Raw genomic sequence first — 23338 nt, 5'->3', positions numbered from 1 at the left:
CCGCGGCTTGACTGTTAACTTCCTGAGATGTCTTTCGTGCGAGTGGTATCTGACTCGCGGTGGGTGCCGCTGCGATGAATTGCACCGTGGAGGCGTCGATGTTTCTCTCTCCGAGAAGCTGATTGACGAATTGCTCGGCTGCGCCGCCACGTGACGGTATGGCGATCCGCTTGCCGGGCAAATCCTCGATGGTGGTGATGCCGCTGTCTTTCGTCACGGCGATGGCAAGATCGATCGACCCGTACGGGGACAGTGGCCGCAGACTCTGCCCTTGCTCTATGGCCGGCACGACGGTTCCGGGTGCACCGACCGCGAGATCGGTTGTACCGCCGATGAGACCGCTGATGAGTTCGGGCCCGTTCTTTCCGTCGATGAGCTCGACGTGGAGGCCTTCCTTGTCGAACATTCCTTGTTGGACGGCGACGTAGACAGGTAGGGACAAAGCACTCGCAGGGTAGACCCCGATGGCGACGCTACCGTCGTTCGGACGCCCTCCCCCTCCACACGCGGAAAGCAGTAGGGACGCTGCAATGACTGTGCCGACAAAAGGTCGAAGTTTCATGGGATTCCTGTTCCTTGATGGCTGGGCGCATCAGAAATCAAGCTGAGTTGGCTGGGCACATCAGTAATCAAGCTGAGTTGGCTGGGCACATCAGTGGTCGAGCTGACCACGCAGCCGGTTGAAGATTTCGATGTATCGAGGTTCGGCGGTGAGGGTTTCGAGTTCGCGGGGGCGCTCGATGTCAATGCTGACGTCGTCGATCACCCGGCCGGCCCCGAGCAGCAGAACGCGGTCGGAGAGACAGATGGCTTCGCCGAGGTCGTGGGTTACGAAGATGACCGTCCGGCCTACCTGGGATTGCCAAAGCTCGAGGAATTCTCGCTGTACTTCGACTCGGGTCTGCGCATCGAGGGCGGCAAACGGTTCGTCCATCAACAAGATGTCCGGATCCAGAGCCCACGTTCGGGCCAACGCGACACGCTGGCGCATCCCTTGGGAGAGTTGCCAAGTCCACAGCCGTGACGCCTCGGACATTTGAACGGCCGCAAGCCAGCGCGCGGATTGAGTTCGTCTCTCCGCCTTGGGTACTCCCCTCAATTCGAGACCGTACTCCACGTTCTTCTGCGCTGTTCGCCACGGGAACAGCGCATCTCGGGCCATCATGAAGCCCATCCGAGAACGAGCGTCGAATGGCGTTGTGCCGAGGACCTCGGTCTTCCCTTCTGTTGCGTCCACCAATCCAGCGAGCGCGTTGAGCAGGGTGGTCTTGCCGCAACCACTCCTGCCGACCAGGCTCACGAACTGTCCGCGAGGGATTGTGAGGTCGAGATTATCGACCACAGTTTTCGCCGACCCGTCGGGCGAGGGGAAGGATATCGTCAGTCCGTCGAGTTGGACTGCGGGTGTAATCACGTTGGTATCCATGATGATTCCTGTCATCGTCGAGCCGGTGGCTGCCACCGAAGGAGGTAGCGCTCGGCGAAGTTCATGGCTTGGTTGAGGACGACTGCGACGATTGCGAGAAGTATGAGGATCGCGTAGACCGCTTCCATCCGGAACTGGGCCGAGTAGATCGACACAAGCTGGCCCAGCCCGTCCCGTGACGAGATCAGTTCAGAACCCACGACGCCAAGCAGTGAATAGATCAGCCCCAACCGAAGACCGGCAAAAATGCCAGGTGTCGCGACGGGGAGGAGAATGTGCCAGAACACCTGTGTCTTACTGGCATTCAGGACAGTGGAAAGTCGGAGCCATTCGTCGTCAACTGACTTCACACCGGCTCGTGCACTCGAGCAGACGATGAAGAATACGAGTGTGAACGCGAGAGCGACCTTTGCCGTCATCGTGATCCCGAAGATGACGATAAGCAGAGGTGCCAGCGCAAGACGTGGCATGGCATTCGCCGCATCCAGAAACGGACTCATGATGCGTTCGAGGGTCGGAAGCAGTCCGAGAGAGAGCCCTACCGCCACCCCGACTGCGCTTGCGAGGATCCACGCGATCACGACGGCAGTCATCGTGGCACGCAAGTTCGTCGAAATCTCCCCCGACTGCACTGCTGCGGTGAAGTAGTTCCAGGCCTCGCCTGGCGTTTTGGCCAGAACTGGCTCGATCCAACCTTGCGATGCGACGAGCTGCCACGCTCCGAGTAGGACCAAAAGCAGTGCGGCCTGGGCCAGTCGTACCCCGATGGTGCGTCGTGTACCGGATCGACGCTGTCGAGCGGGCTTCGGCTCAGAGCGTGCCCGCCTCGCGGAACGGGGTGACGTAGCGCCGGATGGCGAAATAGCGGTGATGGTTTCGGTCATTTCGGCGCCTTCTTCGTAGTGCTCACAGGCGGCGATAGGTGCTCGACAAAAGCAGACGGGTGCCTCTGGTCGAAGCTCCCCGGGTTGTTGCTCACTGCGTTCATATGTGAAGCAGATCACGGGATTCTTCTTCCCGTCTACGCCACATTCGAGAGGTATGCCATAGGGTTTACCTATGGCTGACGGGCGCAGAATCGGGCGCGCACGCGGACTTCCATGAGAAGGGAATCCCAATGGACCGGCGTCATCTGGAATACTTTCTCGCCCTTGCTGATCGGGGCAGCATTTCCGCTGCTGCTCGCGGACTGGGGGTCAGCCAGCCGACAATCTCGGAGGCTCTCGCCAGAATGGAGAAAGAGTGCGGCCTGACGCTCGTCCGCCGTGGCTCGCGGGGAGTCACCCTGACCGACGCTGGACGCGATCTGACAGGTCCGGCGGCCCAAGTACTTCGGGCATACCGGGATTTGGATCACGCTTTGCATCCATTGAACGTCGTGCAGCGGGGTCGGCTGACGGTCGTATGTCCGCGAACATTGGCGCGTGATCCGGCGGCCACGGCCCTCGGTGCGTTCAAAAGCAAGTTTCCCAATGTTGCGGTGACGATGCTCAGCAACGACACCGACGGAATCGGAACGGTGGTCGCCTCGGGTCAGGCTGATATCGGCCTCGGGGTGGACGAGGTGTTCGACGAGGGTGTTGAACGTATCCTTCTCGGCCGGCAACGAATCGTTGCGCTGGTGCCCGCCGCACGAAGTGAAGGCGAGGGGGTAGCGGCGTTGACGGATCTGTTGCGAATCGGATTGATCACCAGCCCGCGTGACGATGTCACTCGGCGACTGTTGGCGGAACGCCTGGGCGAAGGCACTGTGGACGGGGCGGTGGTTGCGGAGACTATCTCTGTGGCCTCGATGATCCCACTTGTACGCGCGGGAGTCGGCGTCGCCTTCCTTCCCGAATCTGTCGCCGATACAGTCGGAGAAGGTGTGGTGCTGTGTCGTACTCGGCCCCCGCTCACTCGTGATATCTGGATGTTCCACGGTTCGACGCCATCGCCTGCGGCACAAGCGTTTATCGAGACGACCAGCCGATTACGTGACGAAGGTGGCATGGGGAACGCCGGATGAGCAACTTCGGAGAGTCCGCGCCCCCGCGAATCGATCCGCGGCAGCTACAAGACTTCCTCGCGGTCGTCGAACACGGCAGTATCACGGCAGCAGCGGCAAACCAGTTCACAGGAACATCGAGCGTCTCTCAATCAATTGCGCGACTCGAAAGACGCGTCGGAGGACGGCTTTTCAATCGGGGCCGGGCCGGCGCGACGCTGACTGCGCGCGGACGGAATCTCATCGATCCAGCACGCGAAGCGCTGGCCGCGCTCGATCGACTAGTGGTCGAGCGCGAGTTCTTACTGTCAGCAGTCCCCCACCTCAGTGTTGCCACGACAGCGAGCCTTGCGGACGATCCCACAGCGGTGCTGCTCGGAGCGCTGCGCACGGAGGTGCCGAACCTGAGAATCACCATCACGGTTCCGCCGGGGTCATCTGTGGCCGATGCGATTCACCCGGTCATGGCCGGCACCGCTGACGTGGCAATAATGGAGTCGCCGCCCACCGGCGTTCCCGGGACTCGAATGGTGCGCCTTCCGGACCACAAGTTGCGCCTTGTCTGCCCGCCCGGCACCCCGCCACCGGTGGACGGGGTATTCATCGGCGAGGACCTCATGCGCATCGGCTTGGTCGTCGCACCGCGGTTTGAAACTTCCGATGTCTATCGCCATCTGCGGTCGATCGAACCGCGAATCGACCACGCCTTCGTGATGAGGTCACAGCATCGCGATGCCTTCGCGGATTTCGCATACGAAGGGATCGGTGCTGTCATCCTCGAACTCTCCAGTGCTGAGCGAGCATCCGAACGGGGCTGCACTGTGGGTGAGATACTCGAACTGCCGCCACGGAAGATCGCAGCCGTGGCAAAGGACGGCCAGAACACGCAGGTCGTCGAACATTTCCTACGGCTGTGTGCCGAGCAATCGGCGCGGAAGCTGTAGGCGGAGTCGATCTCTCTGGGACTTTGCGTATTCGCGACGGCTGCTCATACGCCGAGAACGATTATTTTGTCTACAGACACAACACTTCTGGGATAGTCCGTTTCCTCGAACAAAGCCGACGGGTCACCCTGCCGTGAATATGTAATACACGTCACTCCGGATCAACTTCGAAAGGTTGACTTTCATGCGAAAGTCTCTGAAACATTTCGTGAATGCTGCAGCGGCGGTTGCGTTGTGCGCGACGCTAGGACTCACGGGCGCAACCGGAACAGCGGCTGCCGATGCGCCCGGCATCCCGAGCGTCGGGCACGATTGGGCGAGTGCAGGGCCGTACACGCCGAATGTCTCGATCGGGCTGGTGCACACTCTGTACTACCCGCGCCAGCTCGGCGCGCGCGGCGAGAAGCACCCTGTTGTGATCTGGGGGAACGGGACCGGTGTGCTCCCCGGTGCGTACACCTCCTTGTTGCGCCACTACGCCAGCCACGGATTCATCGTGGTCGCCGCCAATACACCGGCAAGCAACTTCGCCATCACCATGCGGTCGGGAATCGACCTCATCGCGGACAAGGCGGCCAGCCCGTCGAGTGTCTTCTACGGCAAAGTCGACCTGGAACACATTGGTGCGGTGGGGCACTCGCAGGGCGGGTCTGCGGCGATCAACGCGGCGATCGACGACCGCGTCGACACCGCCGTCGCGATCCAGCCGGGCCCGCTCAATGATGTCGATCTCATCGACGAGCCGGTTCTCTATCTGGCCGGCCAGGCCGACGCAATCGTTTGGCCGGCGATCGTGCGGGCGATGTACGAGGACGCCGACCACGTGCCTGCCGAGTATCTGGAACTGCGCGGCGCCACGCACTTCGGTACGGCGATCAACGGCGGCGATATGCGCGGGCCGAGCACGGCGTGGCTGCGGTACTGGCTACTCGACGATCCGAACGCCCGCACCGAGTTCTTCGGAGCGAGCTGCGGATACTGCACTGACACCCAGCAGTTCTCCGACTTCGACCGCAACGATCTGGCCATGCAGATCCCGGGGTGACGGTAAGTCGGGAGTTGTCGAAGACGAACGGCCTGTCCGTTCAGATCGGCGGAATTGAGAAGCTCAAATGACGACGTAGCCATACATCCGTTCGCCCTGAGCCACAGCTCTGGTCGCTAGTTCGGCGAAGGCGGTCAGGAACGGCATTGAGTCCTCCGACGGTTCACTCGTCTCGTCGATTGCCCAGGTCGCCGCAGCGGCGGCGACATCGTCAGCGTTCAATTCCGCTAGTGCATCGCGTAATTCGTCGGTAACCGTGAGCACGAGGGTGTCGCCGTCGTCGCTCATTGCGACGAGTTTCCCGCAGCGTGGACCTTTTGCGACCTCGTTGTAGGGGCGAGCGGTGAGGGCTGCCTCCAGTCGGCCGAGCGCGACAACTGGATCGACGCCTTTCGCCTGCAGAACTGGAGTCCCACCCGCAGCCAACTGAACCCGCGGGCGAGAGGCATCGTTCGCCTCGATCACCGCTGGTTCCAAGTCGACGAGACCCTCGAGGGCGGAGGTGGCGTGCTCATCCGTGCGCGCGGTGAAGTAGTCGGTGATCGCAGACATGGCGCGATCATTCCACACACGATGCATCCCCACGTCCCGGAGTCCTTCCGCGACTTGGCTGATCACCGTCAGACGGGGCAGGAGTGGGCTTCCTCGATCGCCTTCGCGAAAGCGCGGAGTCGTGGGCTTTCGAGTTCGGTACGCCACACGAGGCCCAAAGCAGATTCGGGTAATCCGTTGATCGGTACGAATGTGATGTCCGAGCGCTGGCTGTATGTAGCGGTTGCTGCGCACAGGATGAGGCCGACCTGACTGAATGCGACCTGCGACAGGCCTTCCTGGACGGTGCTCGCCCCGCCCTGCGTGGGAATAGTGGCTCCGCCCGGCGTCGTGCTCGGGGAATTCACACGCTGCCAATAGTCGGGGGCGGGTCCGGTGATGGGTACGAGACAGATCTGCGCCAACCGCTCGGCGTCGATCACGCCCAGTTCACTGAACGGGTGATGGACTGAGACGGCCAGGGTCTGGGGCTGTCGAGAAAAGACGAGCCCGGTCGTCAGCTCGGGCTCATCTACGGGGAGAAGTGCCACTGCCGCATCGATTCGCCCGGCGAGTACATCACTGAACGGGTCACCCAGGGGTAATTCTTTGATGGTCACGCAAGTTTGCGGATGTTGTATCTCGAAACGAGAGACAGCAGCCGCGATCGAATCGTAAATTGCTCCTTGGAAACCCACCCGAAGCGGCGTCGGCATGTTGCGTGCTCTTGACTGAGCGTCCTCGATTACTCCGACAAGCGCACGATGCGCGGGAGCCAACGACGCAAGAAATTCGGCGCCGAATTCAGTCAGGTGTACGCGGCGACTGGTGCGCGCCACCAGGCTGGTGCCGATACGGCGCTCCAACCCGCTGATCAGCTGACTGACTCGGCCCTGGGAGATGAACAGTCGTTCGCCGGTGCGACCGAAGTGCAGTTCTTCAGCGAGAACGAGGAAACACTCGATCTCACGCATCGGAGGCTCCGACATTTTCACTCCGACCTTCGACTCATTCGACCACTCCATCATGGCTCATCGATGAATTGAGCTAATGGTTGGATGAGCGATTCGCCGTTGATCCTTGGGCGTGCGGGAGCTTCTCTGGTTACATGCCACATTCCGCGCCCGGGCAGAACAGCCCCGCGCCCACGTCCTCAACCCACGCACACACCATCGAGAACCACTGGGCCGCGGTCGCCCTGATCGCAGCGTCCACCTTCATCGTTGTCGCGGCAGAGATGATGCCGGTCGGGCTACTCACCCCGATCGGTGCTGACCTGGTGGAAAGCGAAGGGACCATCGGGCTCTCACTGGCCATTACCGGGTTGGTGGCAGCGGCCACTGCCCCGTTTGTGCCCATCGTGACCCGGCGCTTCGATCGTCGGTCGACGCTTATCGTCCTGATGTTTGTAGTCGCAGCGGCGAACGCCCTCACGGCTCTCGCACCAAGCTTCGCTGTGCTCGCTGGTGCTCGCGTCCTACTCGGTGTGAGCATGGGCGGAGTCTGGGCACTCGCCGCTAGCCTGGCACCCAAATTGGTGGGTTCCAGATCCGTCGGGTTGGCGACCACGATCATCTTCAGCGGAATCGCGGTTGCCTCAGTTCTCGGTGTCCCTGCGGGGACGTATATCGGAGCAGCGGCCGGGTGGAGCGTGGCATTCTGGACTCTCAGCTGCGCCGCGACGCTGATCGCGCTCGCCATGTTCGCTGTCCTACCCGTGATGCCAGCTGATCAAGCTTTGTCGCTCGGCAGTCTCGTGGTGGCTTTTCGGAACCCGGGAGTCCGGGTCGGAATCGCGATTACCGCGCTCATCGTCACCGCTCATTTCGCGGCGTACACCTATGTGCGTCCGGGGCTGGAGTTCTTCGCAGGATTGCACCCTGCGCAGATCGGCACGATGCTCTTGATCTACGGGGTTCTGGGCGTTGTCGGCAACTTCATAGCCGGGCCATCTGCCACCAAGTCTCCGAAGACTGTGGTCGTCATCCTCAGCGCGGGAGTAGCGATCACCCTTGCCCTGTTCCCGATCTCGGCTACCACCTTGATCACAGCTGCTCTGCTCATGGCGGCTTGGGGCCTCTTCTACGGTGGTGTATCGGTGAGTACTCAAACATGGATCGCACAAGCAGCTCCCGTTCACCGAGAGGCCGCTGCGGCTCTGTGGGTTGCAGTCTTCAATGCAAGCATCGCCCTCGGCGCGTTCGCGGGTGGACGCATTCATGACCACTCCGGTTCCGAAACGGTCTTCTGGATAGCCGCGGGAATCGCCACTCTCGCAATGCTGCTCGCCACATTCCGCAATCCCGTCGTGGCAAAGCACGAACTGACAACCTAGCCGCCTACACAAAACCTTCATAGAGGCAGGACAACAGATATGCGCCAGACACCCGTTTCAACCTTCATGGATGTGACCGAGATGCTCGAACGCTACCGGGACAAATCGCTGTCTCCGGTGGAGGTACTCGAGTCCACCATCGAACGTATCGAGGCGCTCAACCCGACCTTGAATGCAGTGGGACACACTTTCTTCGATGCTGCACGGGCGCAAGCGAAGTCAGCGGAACGCCACTACGTCCGCGGTTCGGATGTCAGCCTTCCGCTCGCCGGTGTTCCCGTTGTAGTGAAAGAGGATGAACCGGTACAAGGCCAACCGTGGACTCAAGGGTCCAAGGTCTATGAGGACTTGATCGCCACCCACACTTCGACTTTCGTGCAGCGGATCGTCGACGCCGGTGCCATCGTCCACGCGCGATCGACGGCCCCGGAATTCTCCTCGGCCGCGTTCACACAGTCCGAGTTGTGGGGCGTCACTCGCAATCCGTGGAACACGAAATACTCCTCCGGCGGGTCTTCCGGCGGATCGGCAGTCGCACTTGCCACCGGTATGACGCACTTGGCTACCGGTTCCGATGTTGCAGGATCGATCCGAACTCCGTCGTCACTCAACGGAATTGTCGGGTTCAAGCCACCGCACGGCCGTGTCCCCGTCGATCCGCCCTTCAATCTCGATCGCTACTGCCACTGCGGTCCGATGGCTCGCACCGTAAGTGACTGCCTCACACTGCAGTCGGTCATCGCGGGACCGACCTCCACTGACATTGCCTCGCATGTGCCGGCATCACCGCTGCCCGGCCTCGATACGCATTCGTTGACAGGAATGCGTATCGCCGTGATCCCGGCGTTGGGTGACTGGCCGGTTGATCCGGACGTTGCCGCCAACACCGCCAAGTTGGTGGACACCCTCACTGCGCTGGGCGCACGCGCGGAGATCATCGAAGTCGACCTGTCACGCGCTGCAATCATGCGTGCGGCCGCCATTCACTACGATCACGTGTTCGGTGCATCGATCTCCGCCGAAGCGTCCGCGCACCCCGACAAGGTCACGGAGTACGCGAAGGAATTCGCGCGATGGGCACGCCGCACCCGTGGTGACGCGACTTTCCTGGACGGACTCGCGATCGAAGCCGAACTTTATTCGTCGATCGGATCCCTGTTCGACACGTATGACGCGTTGATCACTCCGGCAGTGGTGACGGAGGGCTTTCTTGCCGGCGACGACTACGTCGGGCACGGAATCAATGTGGCTGGAACAGAATTGGAGTTCTACCTCGAGGCTGTCCCGGCCATCACCTTCAACATCCTGAGCAGCTGCCCGGTGCTGACAATCCCCACCGGTTTCGCTCGGAACGGAATCCCCACCGGTACACAGATAGTTACGCGGCCGTACGACGACCACACGGCCTTTGCGATAGGGCTCGCCCTCGAGAAGGTCCTGCCGTATCCGAATGAGCATCCGAACCCTCGGACGTAGACGGCCTCCGACGGCAGCGGTCCGTCTACGTGCCGACAATGCGTATTACCGCTGCGCCGACCGCCGTAGCTGCGGTTGCGCAAGAAACCGCGAATGCCGTTGATCGAGAGAGTCTTACGCATCCCCTCCGCAATGTTCGGTCCCGTATGAATGCAGCGCACGCCGTCCCGAGCAAGGTGAAGGTGGCCAGGAGAGGGACGATCGCAGATGCCTCCCATCCTTCCTTCGCGGCCTGGTGGATGAACAGAGCGGCGATGGATGTAGATGCCAAAGCAGTTCGCCGCCAGGACAATGCCGTGCGTTCCAGTTGAAGTCCGCGATCGCGAGCTGTGACGCCGTTCATGGCAGAGCCACCGACAGCATCGCGATAACAGCGATCATCCCACTGGCGCAAGCGATTGCCGGCATCAGTGCGGACTTCGGCAGCGGCGTGTCTTGACGCATAGCGCGTTGCACACGGCGCCAACGGGTATATGCGCCGGTTGCGAGCACTGTCGCCATCGACAGACATGCAATCGAGATTGCGGTCCTGGCCGGTGACGGTGCAATCAGTTGATCGATCGCCACGCCACCTGCCAGAAGGCCGAATGCAGTCCTGATCCAGGCAAGAAAAGTTCGCTCGTTCGCCAGAGTGAATCGATAGTCAGGCTCGTTCTCATCAGCTCTGTCCGGATCCACCAACGATCTCCTTCGAGTGAACAGGAGGTCTTTGAAGTCGCGGTATGACCGAGTTGTTGTCTCGTCGATCGAAACTGATCGCCGGCTCACGTGAGTGCGTCGAAGTACGCGAGCATCGCCATCTCTCTCAGCGGCATCGGCAAGGCGTCGAGCACGAGGTGAGTCTTCGTCGACGGCTTCCCGTCCTCGAAGCTCTCCATCACGATGGGCACGATGTCGGCGAAGGTCGTGTCCGCCGGAAGGGCGTGAATCTCGGCGAGGCGCTCCGCCGGAATCAAGGGATCACGAAGGCGCGCTGCGTCCAAGGCCTCTCGCATGACCTCGATGAACTCGGCCATGTAACTACCGTGCTGTTTCGCGATCGTGAAATGGATGCTCGGAGGAACGCCGGGCTGCGTCAACTGCGGCTGCATGGTCCAGTTCCGCTTCGCGAGTTCGTCGATCCAGAGGAAGAAGTCGACGCCCTCGTCCGCGTCTGGATCGGTGGTGATTGCAGCGAGTGTGGATTCGGGCTTCCCCATGATTCGCAGCCCGGGTATCGCGGCGACCCCCGCTTCCAGTTCCCGGCGAATCCGCAGACCCTCCTCGACGAGATGCATGTAGCCGTCGTCACCGATGTGTTTGACGATCGACCATGCTGCGGCGAGCAACCCGCCTGGTTTCGAACTCATCACCGTGGAGTTGACGATCGGGTAGCCAGTCCAATTCGCGTGTGCGAAGAACTGCGGAAGACGCAGTTCGCGAGTGCGATACAGAACGAGCGAGCATCCCTTGTTCGTGTACCCGTACTTCTGCAGGTCGACGGTGATCGAGCTGACGCCGGGAACTCTGAAGTCCCACAGCGGAATTTCGCATCCTTGGCGTTCAGCGAACGGAAGAACCCAACCGCCGATGCAGGCATCGACGTTCAGGCGAATCCCCTGTTCCAGGCAGAACTCACCGATCTCTTCGATCGGATCGATCACGCCCTGGCCGTACTGGGGGGCCGACAGAACCACGAAGATCGTGTTCTCGTCGACGGCCGCTTTGATTGCAGCGACGTCAGCCTTGTACGTCTCCGGATCCACCGTCGTGGTTCGAGCTTCGACGCCGAGGTAGTGCGCTGCCTTCCACCATGCCGCATGGGCCGAGATCGGAAGCACCATGTTCGGCCGCGTGATGTGCTTCGCCCCGTCTCGGGCAGCCTTCGTGGCCATCATGATGCTTTCGCTGCCACCCATGGTCCAGCTGCCGGTGGCGTCGTTGGGTGCGTGCAGCATGTCGTTCGCGGCGCGGACCAACTCCTTCTCCAACGCATAAACACTCGGAAACGTCGACGAGTAAAGGGGATTCACATGGATGTACATTCCGAAGGCGTCCGTTGCGACCTTCTCGACGGTGTCGAGACCAGTGTTGTACATGTTGACCATGCCCGGGCGATCTGCGTACGGATCATCCATTCGATGCCGTTCGGCTAGCTCCGCCAGTACCTGGTCGATCGGCACACCGTTTTCCAACACGTCTTGACTCCTCTTGTGTGTCAACTTGATTGGGTCGTCGGCGATGTCAGGCCGAACTGATCGAAGTGGATCGTCAGCGCACCGGCGAACAATCGAACCGATACGTGAGAACCTCTCACATATGGTGAACGTGACACTCTGTCATGTCAAGCGGTGAAGGCCGTATATTCTCGTATCCATGACGGAGACTGCACGATGACGCCCGACGCCGTTCCCTCCCGTCGCCTCCCGGAACAGCAGCGCAGCAAGGCGCGCGTCGAGGCCATCTTGGACTGTGCGGCAGAGCTCATCGCGCGCGACGGAATCGATGCCATGACCATGAGCGAACTGGCATCGGCAGCAGACCTTCGGCTCCCGTCGATTTACCGGTACTTTCCGGGAAAGACCGCCATCGTGCAGACGCTGCTCGAGCGATACGAAACTCTGGTGCGTGCCAGGCTCATCGAATCGATTGCTCCCGCCGGGACGGTGCAAGACGCTCGCGAAGTCATCAGTTCCGTGGTCCGCGGTTACTGGCAGATCTTCCGCGACGACACCACGTACGCGGCGGTGTGGTCAGCCGCCGTCGCAAACCCCGATCTCGCTCGGATCGATGTGGAGAACACGCGTCAGACCAGTGCTCTCATCGCTGACGTGATCCGGGGTGTCGTGCCGGAGTCCATGCAGTACGACGTCGATCAGCTTGTCTTCACCTGCAATCACATCGCCGGTTCGACCGTCCGGTTCGCGACCCTCCTCGATCCCGACGAAGCTGAACGCATCGTCGACATGCTGGTCGATCACATACTGCCGACTGCGCTCGGATTGTCCGGCACCGCAAAGAGTTGATCGTCCTGCTTTCCAAGGGCTTTCGAAGAGCGCAACATTCAGCTCGAGCTGGAAGGTTCCACACTGCGACGGGCCGGTTCACCGGGGCTGATCGGTACCGCTCCCACGCGGTACCCTCGCTCGTCGAGTAGATGACCGTTGAGCTTCATCGTCCACAGCGAGATCGCGCGATCCGCGATCGAGAGCCCGGGTAGTGCTTCGCACAACCGGCCTTCGAGCCGTTGCGCGTCGTCCACGGACCGTGCCCACGCGACAATCAGCAAGTTGTCGCGACCAGTGACCCCCGTGCACCGGCGGACCTCGGGCATAGCCGAGATCGTCAGTGCAGCATGGCCGATCTGAGACGGTGAAACCTGGGCCCAGAGGATGACGGTCACTTGGCTTCCGGAGAGGGGGCGGGCCACTTCGCAGCGGGGTCGTGCCATTCCAGCGGCAAAGAGGCGCCGCGCGCGTCGTCGAATCGTGTCGATGCTGGCGCCACATTCCTCGGCCAACTCTGTGTACGACGCGCGTCCGTCCACCGACAGTGCAACCATGATGCGTCGGTCCATGTCTGTCGGCCGAAATGCGCCGTGGTGATCGACCGTGATGCGCGTTGCGGCCAGAGCATCTGCCTGACTCGAACTCAGCGCACGCAACCTCCACCGACTACCGCCGGTGTAGATCGTCCCGGCGAGCTGGATGCGGCTCGATACGACGCCGGCAATGGCACCCAACTCCTCGGTGACCCACTGCGACAGGACGCTCAAATCCGTCACCATCACCGTGACCAGCAGATCTCGTGCGCCCGTCACGTGTTCGATGCCGGTCACCATCCGCTGCTCACTGAGCGCGTGCGCCACGGCTTGCACGCTGCCGTTGACACAGTCGATTTCCACGAAGGCAAGGTTTCCCAGACCGGAGGCGGCCAGGATCGGGCCAGGATTACACCCTATCCACGCTGCACCGCGGTCGACCAGACGGATCCATCGACGGGACAGCGTCACCGGGTCTAGCTCGAGAGCTTTCCCGATCTGCGCCCAACTTGCCCTCGGGTTGATCTGCAAAGCGTGAACCATTGCCTGGTCCGCCGCGTCGAGCATGTCGAATTCCTTCATTGATTCATCACTCATGCGAAATTCCTGCGAATTCTCGATCATTCCTAAGGGAAGCTTCATCATAGCTATCTAGATCGTTACCTACGACACACCGTGCCGGGCTGCAAGAACTGCAGATCGCACCTGCGTCTGTCTCCGGAACTTCGCGAGTCTTCCCCTGCCAATGAAAGGCCAAATTCTGTGAACCTGAAAGATGACGCAGACGAGATGCAGGGCGACCTCGTCGCGCTGCGGCACAAGTTACACCGTGAGCCGGAGATCGGTCTCGAGCTGCCACGAACCCAGGAGCGGGTGCTCGAAGCGCTGCAGGGTCTCCCACTCGAGATCTCCACCGGAACTTCGAGTACCTCGGTTACAGCCGTTCTGCGAGGTGCAGCAAGGGATTCAGGCGATACGACGACGGTGCTGCTGCGAGCCGACATGGACGCGCTTCCGGTCGACGAGCGCACCGGGGTGGATTTCGCCTCCACGAACGGAGCCATGCACGCGTGTGGACACGACTTGCACACAACCGCATTGGTCGGCGCGGCAAGGCTGCTCTCACATCACCGCGATCACTTGGCCGGTGACGTCGTGTTCATGTTCCAACCCGGTGAAGAGGGCTGGGGTGGGGCCAAGAACATGATCGACGAGGGCGTGTTGGATGCATCAGGGAGCCGTGCCGACTACGCGTACGGACTGCACGTCATGGCCAACGGGATCCCGGCCGGACTCTTCGTGAGTAGGCCGGGGCCGATCATGTCGGCGTCGCACACGCTCGACGTGACGGTGCGAGGCGCGGGCGGTCACGGTTCGTCGCCGCACCGCGCGAAGGACCCGATCACGGCTGCGGCGCAGATGATCACATCGCTGCAGGTCATCGTGACAAGGGATTTCGACGCATTCGATCCGGTTGTCATCACCGTGGGTGTCGTGGATGCGGGCACGGCAAACAACGTGATCCCCGATTCCGCACATTTCGGTGCCACCGTCCGTCACTGGTCGGCTGAGAACGAGGAACAACTCGGCGCAGTGATTCGCCGTGGACTGGAGGGCATTGCCGCCGCGCACGGCGTAGAGGTGGACATCGACTTCCGTGCCCAGTTCCCCTTGACCGTCAACAATGCGGAGGAAGTTGCGTTCAGTGAGGGCGTGATCCGCGAATTGCTCGGCGAGGAGCATTACCTGGAATCGCCAAGGCCGACAAGTAGTTCCGAGGACTTCTCCTATGTCTTGGACAGAGTCCCGGGAGCGTTCATCGGGCTCGGAGCTGCAATGCCGGGCTGCGATCCGGTCGCTGCTCCGACAAACCATTCGCCGCGTGCACAGTTCTTCGAGGGTGTGCTCGGGGATGCGGCCGCGGTCTATTCGGCACTGGCCGTCGAAAAGTTGGCCGTCACCGCTGGAGGTACACGATGAGCGATCACCACAAAGAAACCACACCGCCCTCGTCGAGGAAGAAGAACCTCAAGGTTCTGTTCGGAATCGGCACCGGCAACGCGATGGAGTGGTTCGACTGGAACATCTACGCGCTTTTCGCGGTGTTCTTCGCGCCACAGTTCTTTGCCAGCGGAAGCCCGATGTCCGATCTGCTGAAGACTTTTGGAGTCTTCGCTGTCGGGTTCGTCGCACGTCCTTTCGGTGGAGTGCTCTTCGGATTGATCGCGGATCGCCGTGGCCGACAGTTTTCGATGACGGTGGCAGTCGGGCTCGCCGCAGTGGGGAGTCTGATCATCGGCCTGACCCCAACGCACGAGACGATCGGGGCTTGGGCCGCCGTCGTGTTGGTGACGTGTCGAATGATCCAGGGTCTTGCTCATGGCGGAGAGTTGCCTTCGGCCAATACGTACATCTCGGAGATGGCGCCGCGAGAGAAGCGTGGCTTGTGGGCCAGCTTGATCTACTTCTCCGGAACCATCGGCATCATCTGCGGCGCAGTTCTGGCGGCGGTCCTCTCGGGAATCCTCACCGACGCCCAAATGAGCAGTTACGGTTGGCGAATTCCGTTTGTGCTCGGCGGTGTGTTCGGACTGTTCGCGCTGTACTTGCGATCACGGTTGCAGGAAACGGAGATCTTCGAATCATCTGCCAAATCACAGAAGTCGGAATCGCAGCAGGCCAAGCCCTCGCTGTGGTCGCAGATCCGTGAACACCGTCGACTGCTGGTGCGAGTCGCCGCCATGACGGTTGGATCGACGGTCAACTATTACGTGTGGGCCGTGGCAACTCCGGCGTATGCCATCAGTGTCCACGGCGTGGATCCTTCGGGAGCAATGTGGGCGGGAGCCGCCGCCAATGTGGTGTTCATCATCATGCTGCCTGTTTGGGGAACCGTCTCGGACCGAATCGGCCGGCGCCCGGTTTTGATCTTCTCGGGAATCATGATGATCACCTTGCTGTTTCCGCTCACCTCCATCATTCGGGGGCAGGCGTGGCAGTTGTTCGTGGCAATGGCAATTGCACTGGTCTTCATGGCCGGCACAGTGTCCATCGGTCCTGCTGTGTTCTCCGAGATGTTCCCCACTCGCATGCGCGCGGTGGGAATCGGATTGCCGACTTCCCTTGCCGTCGCAATTTTCGGTGGCACGACGCCGTATCTCCAGGCCTTCTTCGCCGACAAGGGAATTCCCGGCGTCTTCAACTGGTACGCCATTGTTCTGATGGCGATCTCGGTCGCCACCGTGATCTTCTTCCTGCCCGAGTCGAAAGGAAAGGACCTCACTGCTGCTGGAGAAGTTTCCGAATCCCTCTCTCCTTCCAGTGTTTAGCTCACAGATACGGAGCAGATCTCCCATCGCCCGAGAGGATTTGGCAGTGCCGGCAGAAGCAGCAGTGACACCGAATTATCAAGGACCGCTGGCAGGTACAGTCGTCGTGGATCTGAGCAGGGCACTGGCCGGTCCGCATGCGGCCATGATGCTCGGGGATCTTGGAGCGCGCGTCGTCAAGGTCGAAACACCTGACGGTGGAGACGACACGCGTGGGTGGGGTCCACCTTTTGTCGACCCCGCCCGTGGCGAACGTGAATCGACGTACTTCCTGTCGGCAAACCGAAACAAGGAATCAATCGCCTTGGATCTGAAGTCCGAGAACGGTTGTCGAACTCTCACAGCCCTGATCGCACGCGCCGACGTTCTGATCGAGAATTTTCGCACCGGCGTGATGGACCGCCTGGGATTCCCGATGGAAAGGTTAGCGGAGATCAACCCCGGACTGGTCGTGCTGTCGATCAGCGGATTCGGCCATGACGGTCCTGAAGGCGGTCGCGCCGGGTACGACCAGATCGCCCAAGGCGAAGCCGGATTGATATCTCTGACCGGTTCGTCACCCGATGACCCACAACGTGTCGGCGTTCCTATCGCCGATCTCCTTGCGGGAGTGCACGGAGCGTTCGGAATTCTTGCAGCACTTCGAGAGAGGGAGGTGACGGGCAGGGGACAAGTTGTCCGAACCTCCCTGCTGGCGAGTGTTGTCGGGGTGCATGCTTTTCAGGGGACGAGATGGACCGTCGCAGGGGAGATCGGCGAGGCTCAGGGCAATCATCATCCGTCGATCTGTCCGTACGGACTATTTCCGACGGCAGACGGTGCCGTACAGATCGCAGTCGGCAGTGAAGGTCTGTGGAAACGTTTCTGCGACGGATTCTGGATCGACCCGGATACACACGGTATGGCGACCAACCCGGAACGGGTCGAGAACCGTAAGAAGGTCAACGAATTGGTCGAAGCGGTCTTCGGGGCCTACGGGACCGAAGAACTGTTGACGAAGCTGGAGGCCACCGGCGTTCCGGCAGGAAAAGTCCGAAACCTGCGTGAGGTCTACGAGTGGGAACAGACCCGCTCGCAGGGGCTCCTCGTCGACGTCGATCATCGAACGCTCGGGAGGCTGACCATCCCGGGACCACCGTTGCGGTTCTTCGATCCTGACGGAAGTGAGGTCACCCGAACCGCACATCGACCGCCTCCTGTGCTCGGTGCGGATGGCGAAGAAATCATGAAATGGCTAGGAGAGCAAGGCAATGAATCGTCTGACGGCACACGAGTTGATCGATCTCACGTTTGATCCTGACTCGTGGGAGTCGTGGGATTCGAGTGTCCGTCAGAGCGTGGCGCGTGGTGCGTACACAGACGAACTGGCCGCGGCGCGCGAGCGGACCGGACTGGACGAGTCCGTGATGACCGGGTCCGCAACGGTACGGGGACGCCGAGTCGCGGTACTGATCTGTGAGTTCGGATTTCTGGCGGGGTCGATCGGTGTAGCGGCCGGCGGACGCCTCGTCGATGCCATCGAGCGGGCGACGAGAGAAGCACTACCCCTTGTCGCCCTGCCGGTTTCCGGTGGAACACGGATGCAGGAGGGAACGACGGCGTTCCTTCAGATGGTCAAGATCACCGCCGCTGTCACCGCGCACAAGGAAGCCCACCTTCCCTACCTGGTGTATCTCCGAAATCCCACCACAGGTGGAGTTTTCGCTTCCTGGGGCTCGCTAGGTCACGTGACGATCGCGGAGCCCGGGGCGCTCATCGGGTTCCTCGGTCCCAGGGTGTACAAAACTTTGTACGGCGTCGCGTTTCCACCTGGGGTCCAGACGGCCGAGAACCTCCACGCGCACGGGCTGGTGGATGCAGTGTGCTCTCCTGACAAGCTCGCGGAGACACTGGACGTGCTACTGCGGGTTTTGACCTCGCGCCCGACACTCGACGAGCGCGGACTGGCGCTTCCGAATGTCAGTGACCCCGCGACACCCGCCTGGGAAACGGTCCTTGCTTCCCGCCGTTCCGGACGGCCGGGCGTCCGCGAGCTACTTGGCCGTTCAGCTTCAGACATGGTGCTCCTGAATGGAACCGGGCAAAGTCTACAGAGCCCCGCTCTGATTCTTGCGTTGGTCCGTTTCGGGGACATCTCGTGCGTTCTGCTCGGGCAGGATCGCCGTGCCCAGACCGGGCAACAGTCGTTCGGCCCGGCATCACTGCGTCAGGCGCGCCGGGGAATCAACCTTGCTCGAGAGCTTGACCTGCCGCTCGTGACAGTCATCGACACACCCGGCGCGAATCTGTCGAGAGAAGCTGAGGAAGGCGGACTTTCGAACCAAATTGCGAAGTGCCTGGCAGAACTCCTGGCGCTGAGGACGCCGACGGTATCGCTGCTCCTCGGCCAGGGTGCGGGTGGAGGCGCACTGGCGCTGTTGCCGGCGGACCGCATTCTCGCCGCTCAGCACAGTTGGTTGTCCCCGCTACCGCCGGAAGGTGCAAGCGCGATCATCTACCGCGACATCGTCCATGCGCCGGAGATGGTCTCGGCGCAGAACATTCGATCAACAGATCTACTGGCAGACGGCATTGTGCATGCGGTGATACCCGAGTACCCCGATGCCGCCGACGAACCTGACCAATTCTGTGAACGCGTCGGCCAGACATTACGTGCCGCGTTGGTCTCCTCTCTGAGAGAGACGTCCGAACAGCGCCTGAGTGGACGGCTGACGCACTTCAGTCGCATCGGGGAATCCCCTGTGGCGGTTCCGATGTAAACCGGTCCGCGCTCCAATTCACCGAACTACTGATCAGCACCGACTCGAGGAGTATCACTTGAAGTCTTCACAGCCCACTTTGCCCGTTGGAAACGAGATCGTTCGACTCGACGCATCCGATTTGTCGGCGGCAATTCATGATCGGCAAGTGTCATGCGAGGAGGTGATGAATGCCTATCTCGACCGGATCGAGTCCGTGAACCCTTCGGTCAACGCGATTGTCAGTCTTCGCCCACGACAGGAATTGGTGCAGGAGGCACAAGAGCACGACAAGCTCCTGGCCGATGGCCAGGATATGGGATGGATGCACGGGTTCCCTCATGCGGTCAAGGACACTGCCGATGTGGCGGGATTCAAGACGACTCGAGGGTTCTTTCGGGGTGAGTTCGACATCCCTGCAGCGCAAAGTGATTCGATTCACGTTGCTCGAATACGGGACGCGGGAGCGATCTTCGTCGGCAAGACCAACGTTCCGGAATTCGGTCTGGGCTCACACACCTACAACGAGATCTTCGGTGCAACCGGCAACGCCTACGACCCGAGCCGATCGGCGGGCGGAAGTAGCGGCGGTGCTGCCGTCGCAGTGGCTCTCCACATGGTTCCGGTAGCGGACGGCAGTGATTTCATGGGATCACTTCGAAATCCAGCCGCTTGGAACAACATTCTCGGACTTCGTCCATCCTTCGGCCGCGTACCCGCGAAGGGGCCGGATGTGTTCGTGCAACAGGCGGGGGTTCCCGGACCGATGGCGCGCACCGCTACAGATCTCTCGATGTTGTTGCAAACGATGTCGGGATACGATCCGCGCACTCCGTTGTCCATCGACTCGGACGGAGGCCTGGCGTCGACGTTGGAGCGAGATTTCTCCGGCGCACGGGCAGTGTGGATGGGTGACCTCGGTGGGTATCTCCCCATGGAGTCGGGAGTGCTCGATCTCTGTGAATCGTCACTGCAGATCTTCGAAGCGCTTGGAATCGAGATGGATTCACAACATGGTCTGCCGAAAGCGTGCGGGTTCAACGGAAATGAGGATCTCTGGCCGCTGTGGCTGACGTTCCGGCACTGGCTCGCCGGCTCTCAGCTGTACCCCCTCTACTACAACCCGGTCACGCGGGCGGCGCTCAAACCCGAAGCTCGATACGAGGTGGAGGGCCTGGTCGATGGAACGGATGGGCGTCCGCCCATCGGGGCGCTGGACGTCTACGAGGCTTCGGTGAAGCGCACCGCGATGTACAACGCGTTCCTGACTCTCTTCGATACGTACGACTTCATCGTGCTACCGAGTGTTCAGGTGTTTCCGTTCGACATCGAAATGGACTGGCCCACATCGATCGACGGCATGGCTATGTCGTCGTACCACCGGTGGATGGAGGTTGCAACAATCGCAACGCTTCTCGGCGTGCCGGCCATCAGCCTGCCTGCAGGCTTCAATTCTGAGGGGCTGCCAATGGGTATACAGGTTCTGGCTCGCAGTCATGCCGATCTGGACCTGTTGCAACTCGCGCACGGCTTCGGCAGCGTTGACACTCGCTCGGTGAAGGGTTGACCAGAATGTAGTTAGGTGCCATATTAGTTGCATGGCAGTGGACGGAACCGATCACGACTCACCCACGTTGGATCAGGCGCGGCGGCAGTTGGAGCATTACGGCCTCGGGTCCGATCCGCAGGCGGTGCTGGTTGCGGTGCGGCTGATCTCGGCGGGCGCGCGGCTCGGTCGAGCAACCGAGGTTCACTTCGCGAGGTATGGACTGTCGACCGGCCGTTACCGATTGCTTGCGGATCTGGAAGACCATGACGGGGAGAAATCTCCCTCGCGACTGGCCGCTGATCTCGGCGTCTCGCGAGCCACGGTGACCGGGCTGGTCGACGGCCTCGAGCAGGAGGGTTTGGTCGCTCGGCGTCCGTCCGCGGAGGACGGGCGTGGTGCGGTGGTCGTCCTGACTGCTCGCGGCGCTCAGCGTTTACGTGACATGGCGCCCGAACACTTTGCTCGTCTCGAGGAAATGGTCGACGAGCTCACTGTCGACGAGCGTGCGGTTTTTCTGGACCTGCTCTCGCGGGTCGTTCGCGGTATCGGTGCGCTGACTGCGGAGTAGTCGGCTGGGATTCCAAGCCGTCGCGTAGCGATTCGAATCGTCGTCAATTCTCGACAGAGGCTTCTCCTTCCATGCCCAAATAGTTAGCCACCTAATTATAGACGGAAAGTTGGTCTCCTTCATGTCCGGACACACCCCGCCGATCCGTCGCGAAAACAAAAGGGAGATAACCGATTCCAATCGACTCGACCCGGTTGCCGATCGTCGCGCCGCACGATCATTCACCCTGTGGAGAGAGGTGCTGGTCGCCTACCTTGCCCCTGCGCTGATGGCGGGTGCGGGCGGAGTCGCATCCGGCCAATCGGGCCTCACGACGGCGGCATTTACGTCCATTGCGGGCACGTCGGCAGTGGTGGCGTTGCTGATCGGCTCCTGGCTGCAGCGTCGCGGGAGGTCACGACCGTGGACCACGGCTCTGCCTCGCGTCATGGTGGCGGCAATTCTTGCCGTCGGAGCCGCTGCAATTGCAGGCCTCGTCGGGTGGTTCGCCTCCCGTTGGCTACCAGCTCACACGAGCGTGGTCGACACTGCTCGGCTTGCTCGCCTGCAACTCGATCTACCGATATCTGCCGCTGTCGCTGCCGTCATCGTCAGCTGGCGATGGCGCCGTCAGAATCCCTGACAGGCAACACATGTCAAAGATCCCCGGCTTCGCGGGGAAGACCGAAAGGAACACGATGATCGTCATCATGGGAGCGTCCGGAACCACAGGCGGCGCGTTGCTACGCAGTCTCGCATCCTCGGGTGTGCCGAGCCGAGCGCTGTCCCGCGACCCGGACAGGCTGCGCGCCCACCTCGGCGATTTGGCCGACGGTTTGGTCGAAGTAGTGCGGGCCGATGCCGCAGACTCAACTTCGCTACGCACGGCTTTCGAAGGGGCTGAACAACTTTTCCTCGCCATGGCCAACGGACTCGAACAGGTCGAGCTCGAAACGCGTGTGATCGACATAGCCGCCGAGAGCGGCGTCGAACACATCGTCAAGATCTCCGACCCCGCCGCCGCGGCCGACTCCCCCATCGCTCTCTCCCGCGGCCACCATGCCGTCGGCGAACACCTGCGCGCATCCGGGATCCGCCACACTCTGCTCCGCCCCTATGCGTTCATGCAGAATCTGTTGCTCCTGGCTCCGGCGGTGGCTGCGCAAGGGGTGATTCTGGGCGCGATGCGGGACGCGCCGTGCAACTGGATCGACTGCCGAGATATCGGTGACGTCGCCGCGGCCGTGCTCACACGCGCCGACCTCGCCGGCGGTACCTACGTCCTGACGGGCAGCGAGGCAGTCGGCTACGGCGGCATCGCCGATTCTCTGACCCGCATGCTCGATCGCCCCGTCCAATATATCGACCTGCCACCGCACGAACTGCGGCAAAACCTCGTCGATCATGCCCACATGCCTCCGTGGCTGGCCGAGCACATTCTGGAGATCCAGCAACTTGCCGTCTCGCGCCCGGAGTCACCCACCGACACGGTGGCACGTGTCCTGGGGCGTGAGCCACGAAGCCTGGATGCGTTCCTGCGTGAGCATCTGGACCGTTTCCGCTGATTCACGCTGTGAGAGCAGTGCCGCCAGAAGTCACGCGGTTGATCAACGAGCCCACCGAATCCTGATCGGACCTCGTACGGATTCCGGGTCGACGACTTCGCCGCCCTGGGTGATCTGCACTTCGCCGTGGGCCACCATGTGGCGGGCAGCCTCTCGGACGGGGTCCATCAGCGGACGCCAATTGTCGGGTGCCGCTGCGCGGGCCACGTCGGAGGGGCAGATGCTCGACTCGGCCGATCGGGCACTGAGTAGTTCGCGGATCTTCGCCGCCAGTTCTTTCTCTTCCACCGTATGACCTCAGTTTCCGGACGTGACCGTAGGCCTTCGACAGAGTATGAACCTTCGG

General features: G+C 61.4%; 24 protein-coding genes. 14 read left to right on the top strand and 10 right to left on the bottom strand.

Going from position 1 to position 23338, the window contains the following annotated elements; genetic code table 11:
* The 3 genes from RE4_RS28795 to RE4_RS28785 form a co-directional block, all read right to left on the bottom strand.
* Window positions 1-562: ABC transporter substrate-binding protein (locus RE4_RS28795; RefSeq protein WP_155716996.1), on the bottom strand; the 562-nt coding region annotated here is incomplete at its 3' end.
* Window positions 563-652: 90 nt separating this feature from the next.
* Window positions 653-1426, bottom strand: coding sequence for an ABC transporter ATP-binding protein (locus RE4_RS28790; RefSeq protein WP_020971337.1), 774 nt, complete (start codon window positions 1424-1426; stop codon window positions 653-655).
* A gap of 11 nt (window positions 1427-1437) precedes the next feature.
* Window positions 1438-2310 carry an ABC transporter permease gene (locus RE4_RS28785; RefSeq protein WP_060939817.1) on the bottom strand — a complete coding sequence of 291 codons (873 nt, stop codon included), beginning with the start codon at window positions 2308-2310 and terminating at the stop codon, window positions 1438-1440.
* Between the two features lie 233 nt (window positions 2311-2543).
* Here RE4_RS28785 and RE4_RS28780 point away from each other — a divergent pair, with 233 nt between their 5' ends.
* The 3 genes from RE4_RS28780 to RE4_RS28770 all read left to right on the top strand — a co-directional run bounded on the left by RE4_RS28780 (window position 2544) and on the right by RE4_RS28770 (window position 5402).
* A complete protein-coding gene (locus tag RE4_RS28780) occupies window positions 2544-3434 on the top strand; it encodes a LysR family transcriptional regulator (protein WP_020909702.1) in 891 nt (296 codons plus the stop codon).
* Window positions 3431-4357: a LysR family transcriptional regulator gene (locus tag RE4_RS28775; RefSeq protein ID WP_060939816.1), complete on the top strand. Its 927-nt coding sequence runs from the start codon at window positions 3431-3433 to the stop codon at window positions 4355-4357. Before RE4_RS28780 ends, RE4_RS28775 begins: the two co-directional genes overlap by 4 nt.
* A 184-nt stretch (window positions 4358-4541) precedes the next feature.
* Window positions 4542-5402, top strand: coding sequence for an alpha/beta hydrolase family protein (locus RE4_RS28770; RefSeq protein WP_021346076.1), 861 nt, complete (start codon window positions 4542-4544; stop codon window positions 5400-5402).
* A 63-nt stretch (window positions 5403-5465) separates the two neighbouring features.
* Here RE4_RS28770 and RE4_RS28765 read toward each other — a convergent pair whose 3' ends face one another.
* Both RE4_RS28765 and RE4_RS28760 read right to left on the bottom strand, forming a co-directional pair.
* Entirely contained in the window at window positions 5466-5954 is a 489-nt protein-coding gene (locus RE4_RS28765; protein WP_046380105.1) for a hypothetical protein, read from the bottom strand.
* 68 nt (window positions 5955-6022) lie between these two features.
* Window positions 6023-6922, bottom strand: a complete 900-nt coding sequence (locus RE4_RS28760; protein ID WP_046380104.1) for a LysR family transcriptional regulator — start codon at window positions 6920-6922, stop codon at window positions 6023-6025.
* 119 nt (window positions 6923-7041) lie between these two features.
* Between RE4_RS28760 and RE4_RS28755 the strand changes: the two genes are divergently transcribed.
* Window positions 7042-8268 carry an MFS transporter gene (locus RE4_RS28755; RefSeq protein WP_060939815.1) on the top strand — a complete coding sequence of 409 codons (1227 nt, stop codon included), beginning with the start codon at window positions 7042-7044 and terminating at the stop codon, window positions 8266-8268.
* Between the two features lie 39 nt (window positions 8269-8307).
* Window positions 8308-9744 (top strand): amidase, encoded by a 1437-nt coding sequence (locus tag RE4_RS28750; RefSeq protein ID WP_060939814.1) that lies wholly within the window; start codon window positions 8308-8310, stop codon window positions 9742-9744.
* Between the two features lie 25 nt (window positions 9745-9769).
* Here RE4_RS28750 and RE4_RS31905 read toward each other — a convergent pair whose 3' ends face one another.
* From RE4_RS31905 to RE4_RS28740, 3 genes are all read right to left on the bottom strand, one after another.
* The gene (locus RE4_RS31905; protein WP_080572257.1) at window positions 9770-10087 is read right to left on the bottom strand and encodes a DUF202 domain-containing protein; all 318 of its coding nucleotides are present in this window, start codon (window positions 10085-10087) and stop codon (window positions 9770-9772) included.
* Window positions 10084-10422, bottom strand: coding sequence for a YidH family protein (locus RE4_RS28745; protein WP_238077160.1), 339 nt, complete (start codon window positions 10420-10422; stop codon window positions 10084-10086). Before RE4_RS28745 ends, RE4_RS31905 begins: the two co-directional genes overlap by 4 nt.
* Window positions 10423-10508: 86 nt before the next feature.
* Window positions 10509-11921: a pyridoxal phosphate-dependent decarboxylase family protein gene (locus tag RE4_RS28740; protein ID WP_051636519.1), complete on the bottom strand. Its 1413-nt coding sequence runs from the start codon at window positions 11919-11921 to the stop codon at window positions 10509-10511.
* 195 nt (window positions 11922-12116) lie between these two features.
* Here RE4_RS28740 and RE4_RS28735 point away from each other — a divergent pair, with 195 nt between their 5' ends.
* Window positions 12117-12749: a TetR/AcrR family transcriptional regulator gene (locus RE4_RS28735; RefSeq protein ID WP_019746004.1), complete on the top strand. Its 633-nt coding sequence runs from the start codon at window positions 12117-12119 to the stop codon at window positions 12747-12749.
* A 38-nt stretch (window positions 12750-12787) separates the two neighbouring features.
* Here the strand turns inward: RE4_RS28735 and RE4_RS28730 are convergent, their stop codons facing one another.
* Window positions 12788-13861: an Lrp/AsnC family transcriptional regulator gene (locus tag RE4_RS28730; protein ID WP_051119056.1), complete on the bottom strand. Its 1074-nt coding sequence runs from the start codon at window positions 13859-13861 to the stop codon at window positions 12788-12790.
* Window positions 13862-14026: 165 nt separating this feature from the next.
* On the opposite strand from RE4_RS28730, the gene RE4_RS28725 reads away from it, so the two are divergent.
* The 8 genes from RE4_RS28725 (at window position 14027) to RE4_RS28690 (ending at window position 22992) form a co-directional block, all read left to right on the top strand.
* Window positions 14027-15244 carry a M20 metallopeptidase family protein gene (locus tag RE4_RS28725; RefSeq protein WP_029256671.1) on the top strand — a complete coding sequence of 406 codons (1218 nt, stop codon included), beginning with the start codon at window positions 14027-14029 and terminating at the stop codon, window positions 15242-15244.
* Window positions 15241-16593 carry an MFS transporter gene (locus tag RE4_RS28720; RefSeq protein WP_060939813.1) on the top strand — a complete coding sequence of 451 codons (1353 nt, stop codon included), beginning with the start codon at window positions 15241-15243 and terminating at the stop codon, window positions 16591-16593. The genes RE4_RS28725 and RE4_RS28720 overlap by 4 nt, the downstream gene beginning before the upstream one ends.
* Before the next feature lie 46 nt (window positions 16594-16639).
* Entirely contained in the window at window positions 16640-17887 is a 1248-nt protein-coding gene (locus tag RE4_RS28715) for a CaiB/BaiF CoA transferase family protein (RefSeq protein WP_081098449.1), read from the top strand.
* Window positions 17844-19352, top strand: a complete 1509-nt coding sequence (locus RE4_RS28710; protein ID WP_060939812.1) for a carboxyl transferase domain-containing protein — start codon at window positions 17844-17846, stop codon at window positions 19350-19352. The genes RE4_RS28715 and RE4_RS28710 overlap by 44 nt, the downstream gene beginning before the upstream one ends.
* 58 nt (window positions 19353-19410) lie before the next feature.
* Window positions 19411-20898 (top strand): amidase, encoded by a 1488-nt coding sequence (locus RE4_RS28705; protein ID WP_306305308.1) that lies wholly within the window; start codon window positions 19411-19413, stop codon window positions 20896-20898.
* Window positions 20899-20929: 31 nt separating this feature from the next.
* Window positions 20930-21448 carry a MarR family winged helix-turn-helix transcriptional regulator gene (locus tag RE4_RS28700; RefSeq protein ID WP_003943230.1) on the top strand — a complete coding sequence of 173 codons (519 nt, stop codon included), beginning with the start codon at window positions 20930-20932 and terminating at the stop codon, window positions 21446-21448.
* Window positions 21449-21569: 121 nt separating this feature from the next.
* Window positions 21570-22070 (top strand): hypothetical protein, encoded by a 501-nt coding sequence (locus RE4_RS28695; protein ID WP_060939810.1) that lies wholly within the window; start codon window positions 21570-21572, stop codon window positions 22068-22070.
* A gap of 10 nt (window positions 22071-22080) precedes the next feature.
* Window positions 22081-22992: an NmrA family NAD(P)-binding protein gene (locus tag RE4_RS28690; protein WP_229756699.1), complete on the top strand. Its 912-nt coding sequence runs from the start codon at window positions 22081-22083 to the stop codon at window positions 22990-22992.
* Between the two features lie 42 nt (window positions 22993-23034).
* Here the strand turns inward: RE4_RS28690 and RE4_RS28685 are convergent, their stop codons facing one another.
* Window positions 23035-23280, bottom strand: coding sequence for a DUF3253 domain-containing protein (locus RE4_RS28685; RefSeq protein ID WP_019745995.1), 246 nt, complete (start codon window positions 23278-23280; stop codon window positions 23035-23037).
* Between the last annotated feature and the right edge of the window lie 58 nt (window positions 23281-23338).

The sequence above is a fragment of the Rhodococcus erythropolis NBRC 15567 genome (assembly GCF_001552595.1).
In the GTDB taxonomy this organism is placed as follows: domain Bacteria; phylum Actinomycetota; class Actinomycetes; order Mycobacteriales; family Mycobacteriaceae; genus Rhodococcus_F; species Rhodococcus_F erythropolis.
Note: the sequence above shows the minus strand (reverse complement) of the source record. Positions and strands in the feature narration are given on the sequence as shown.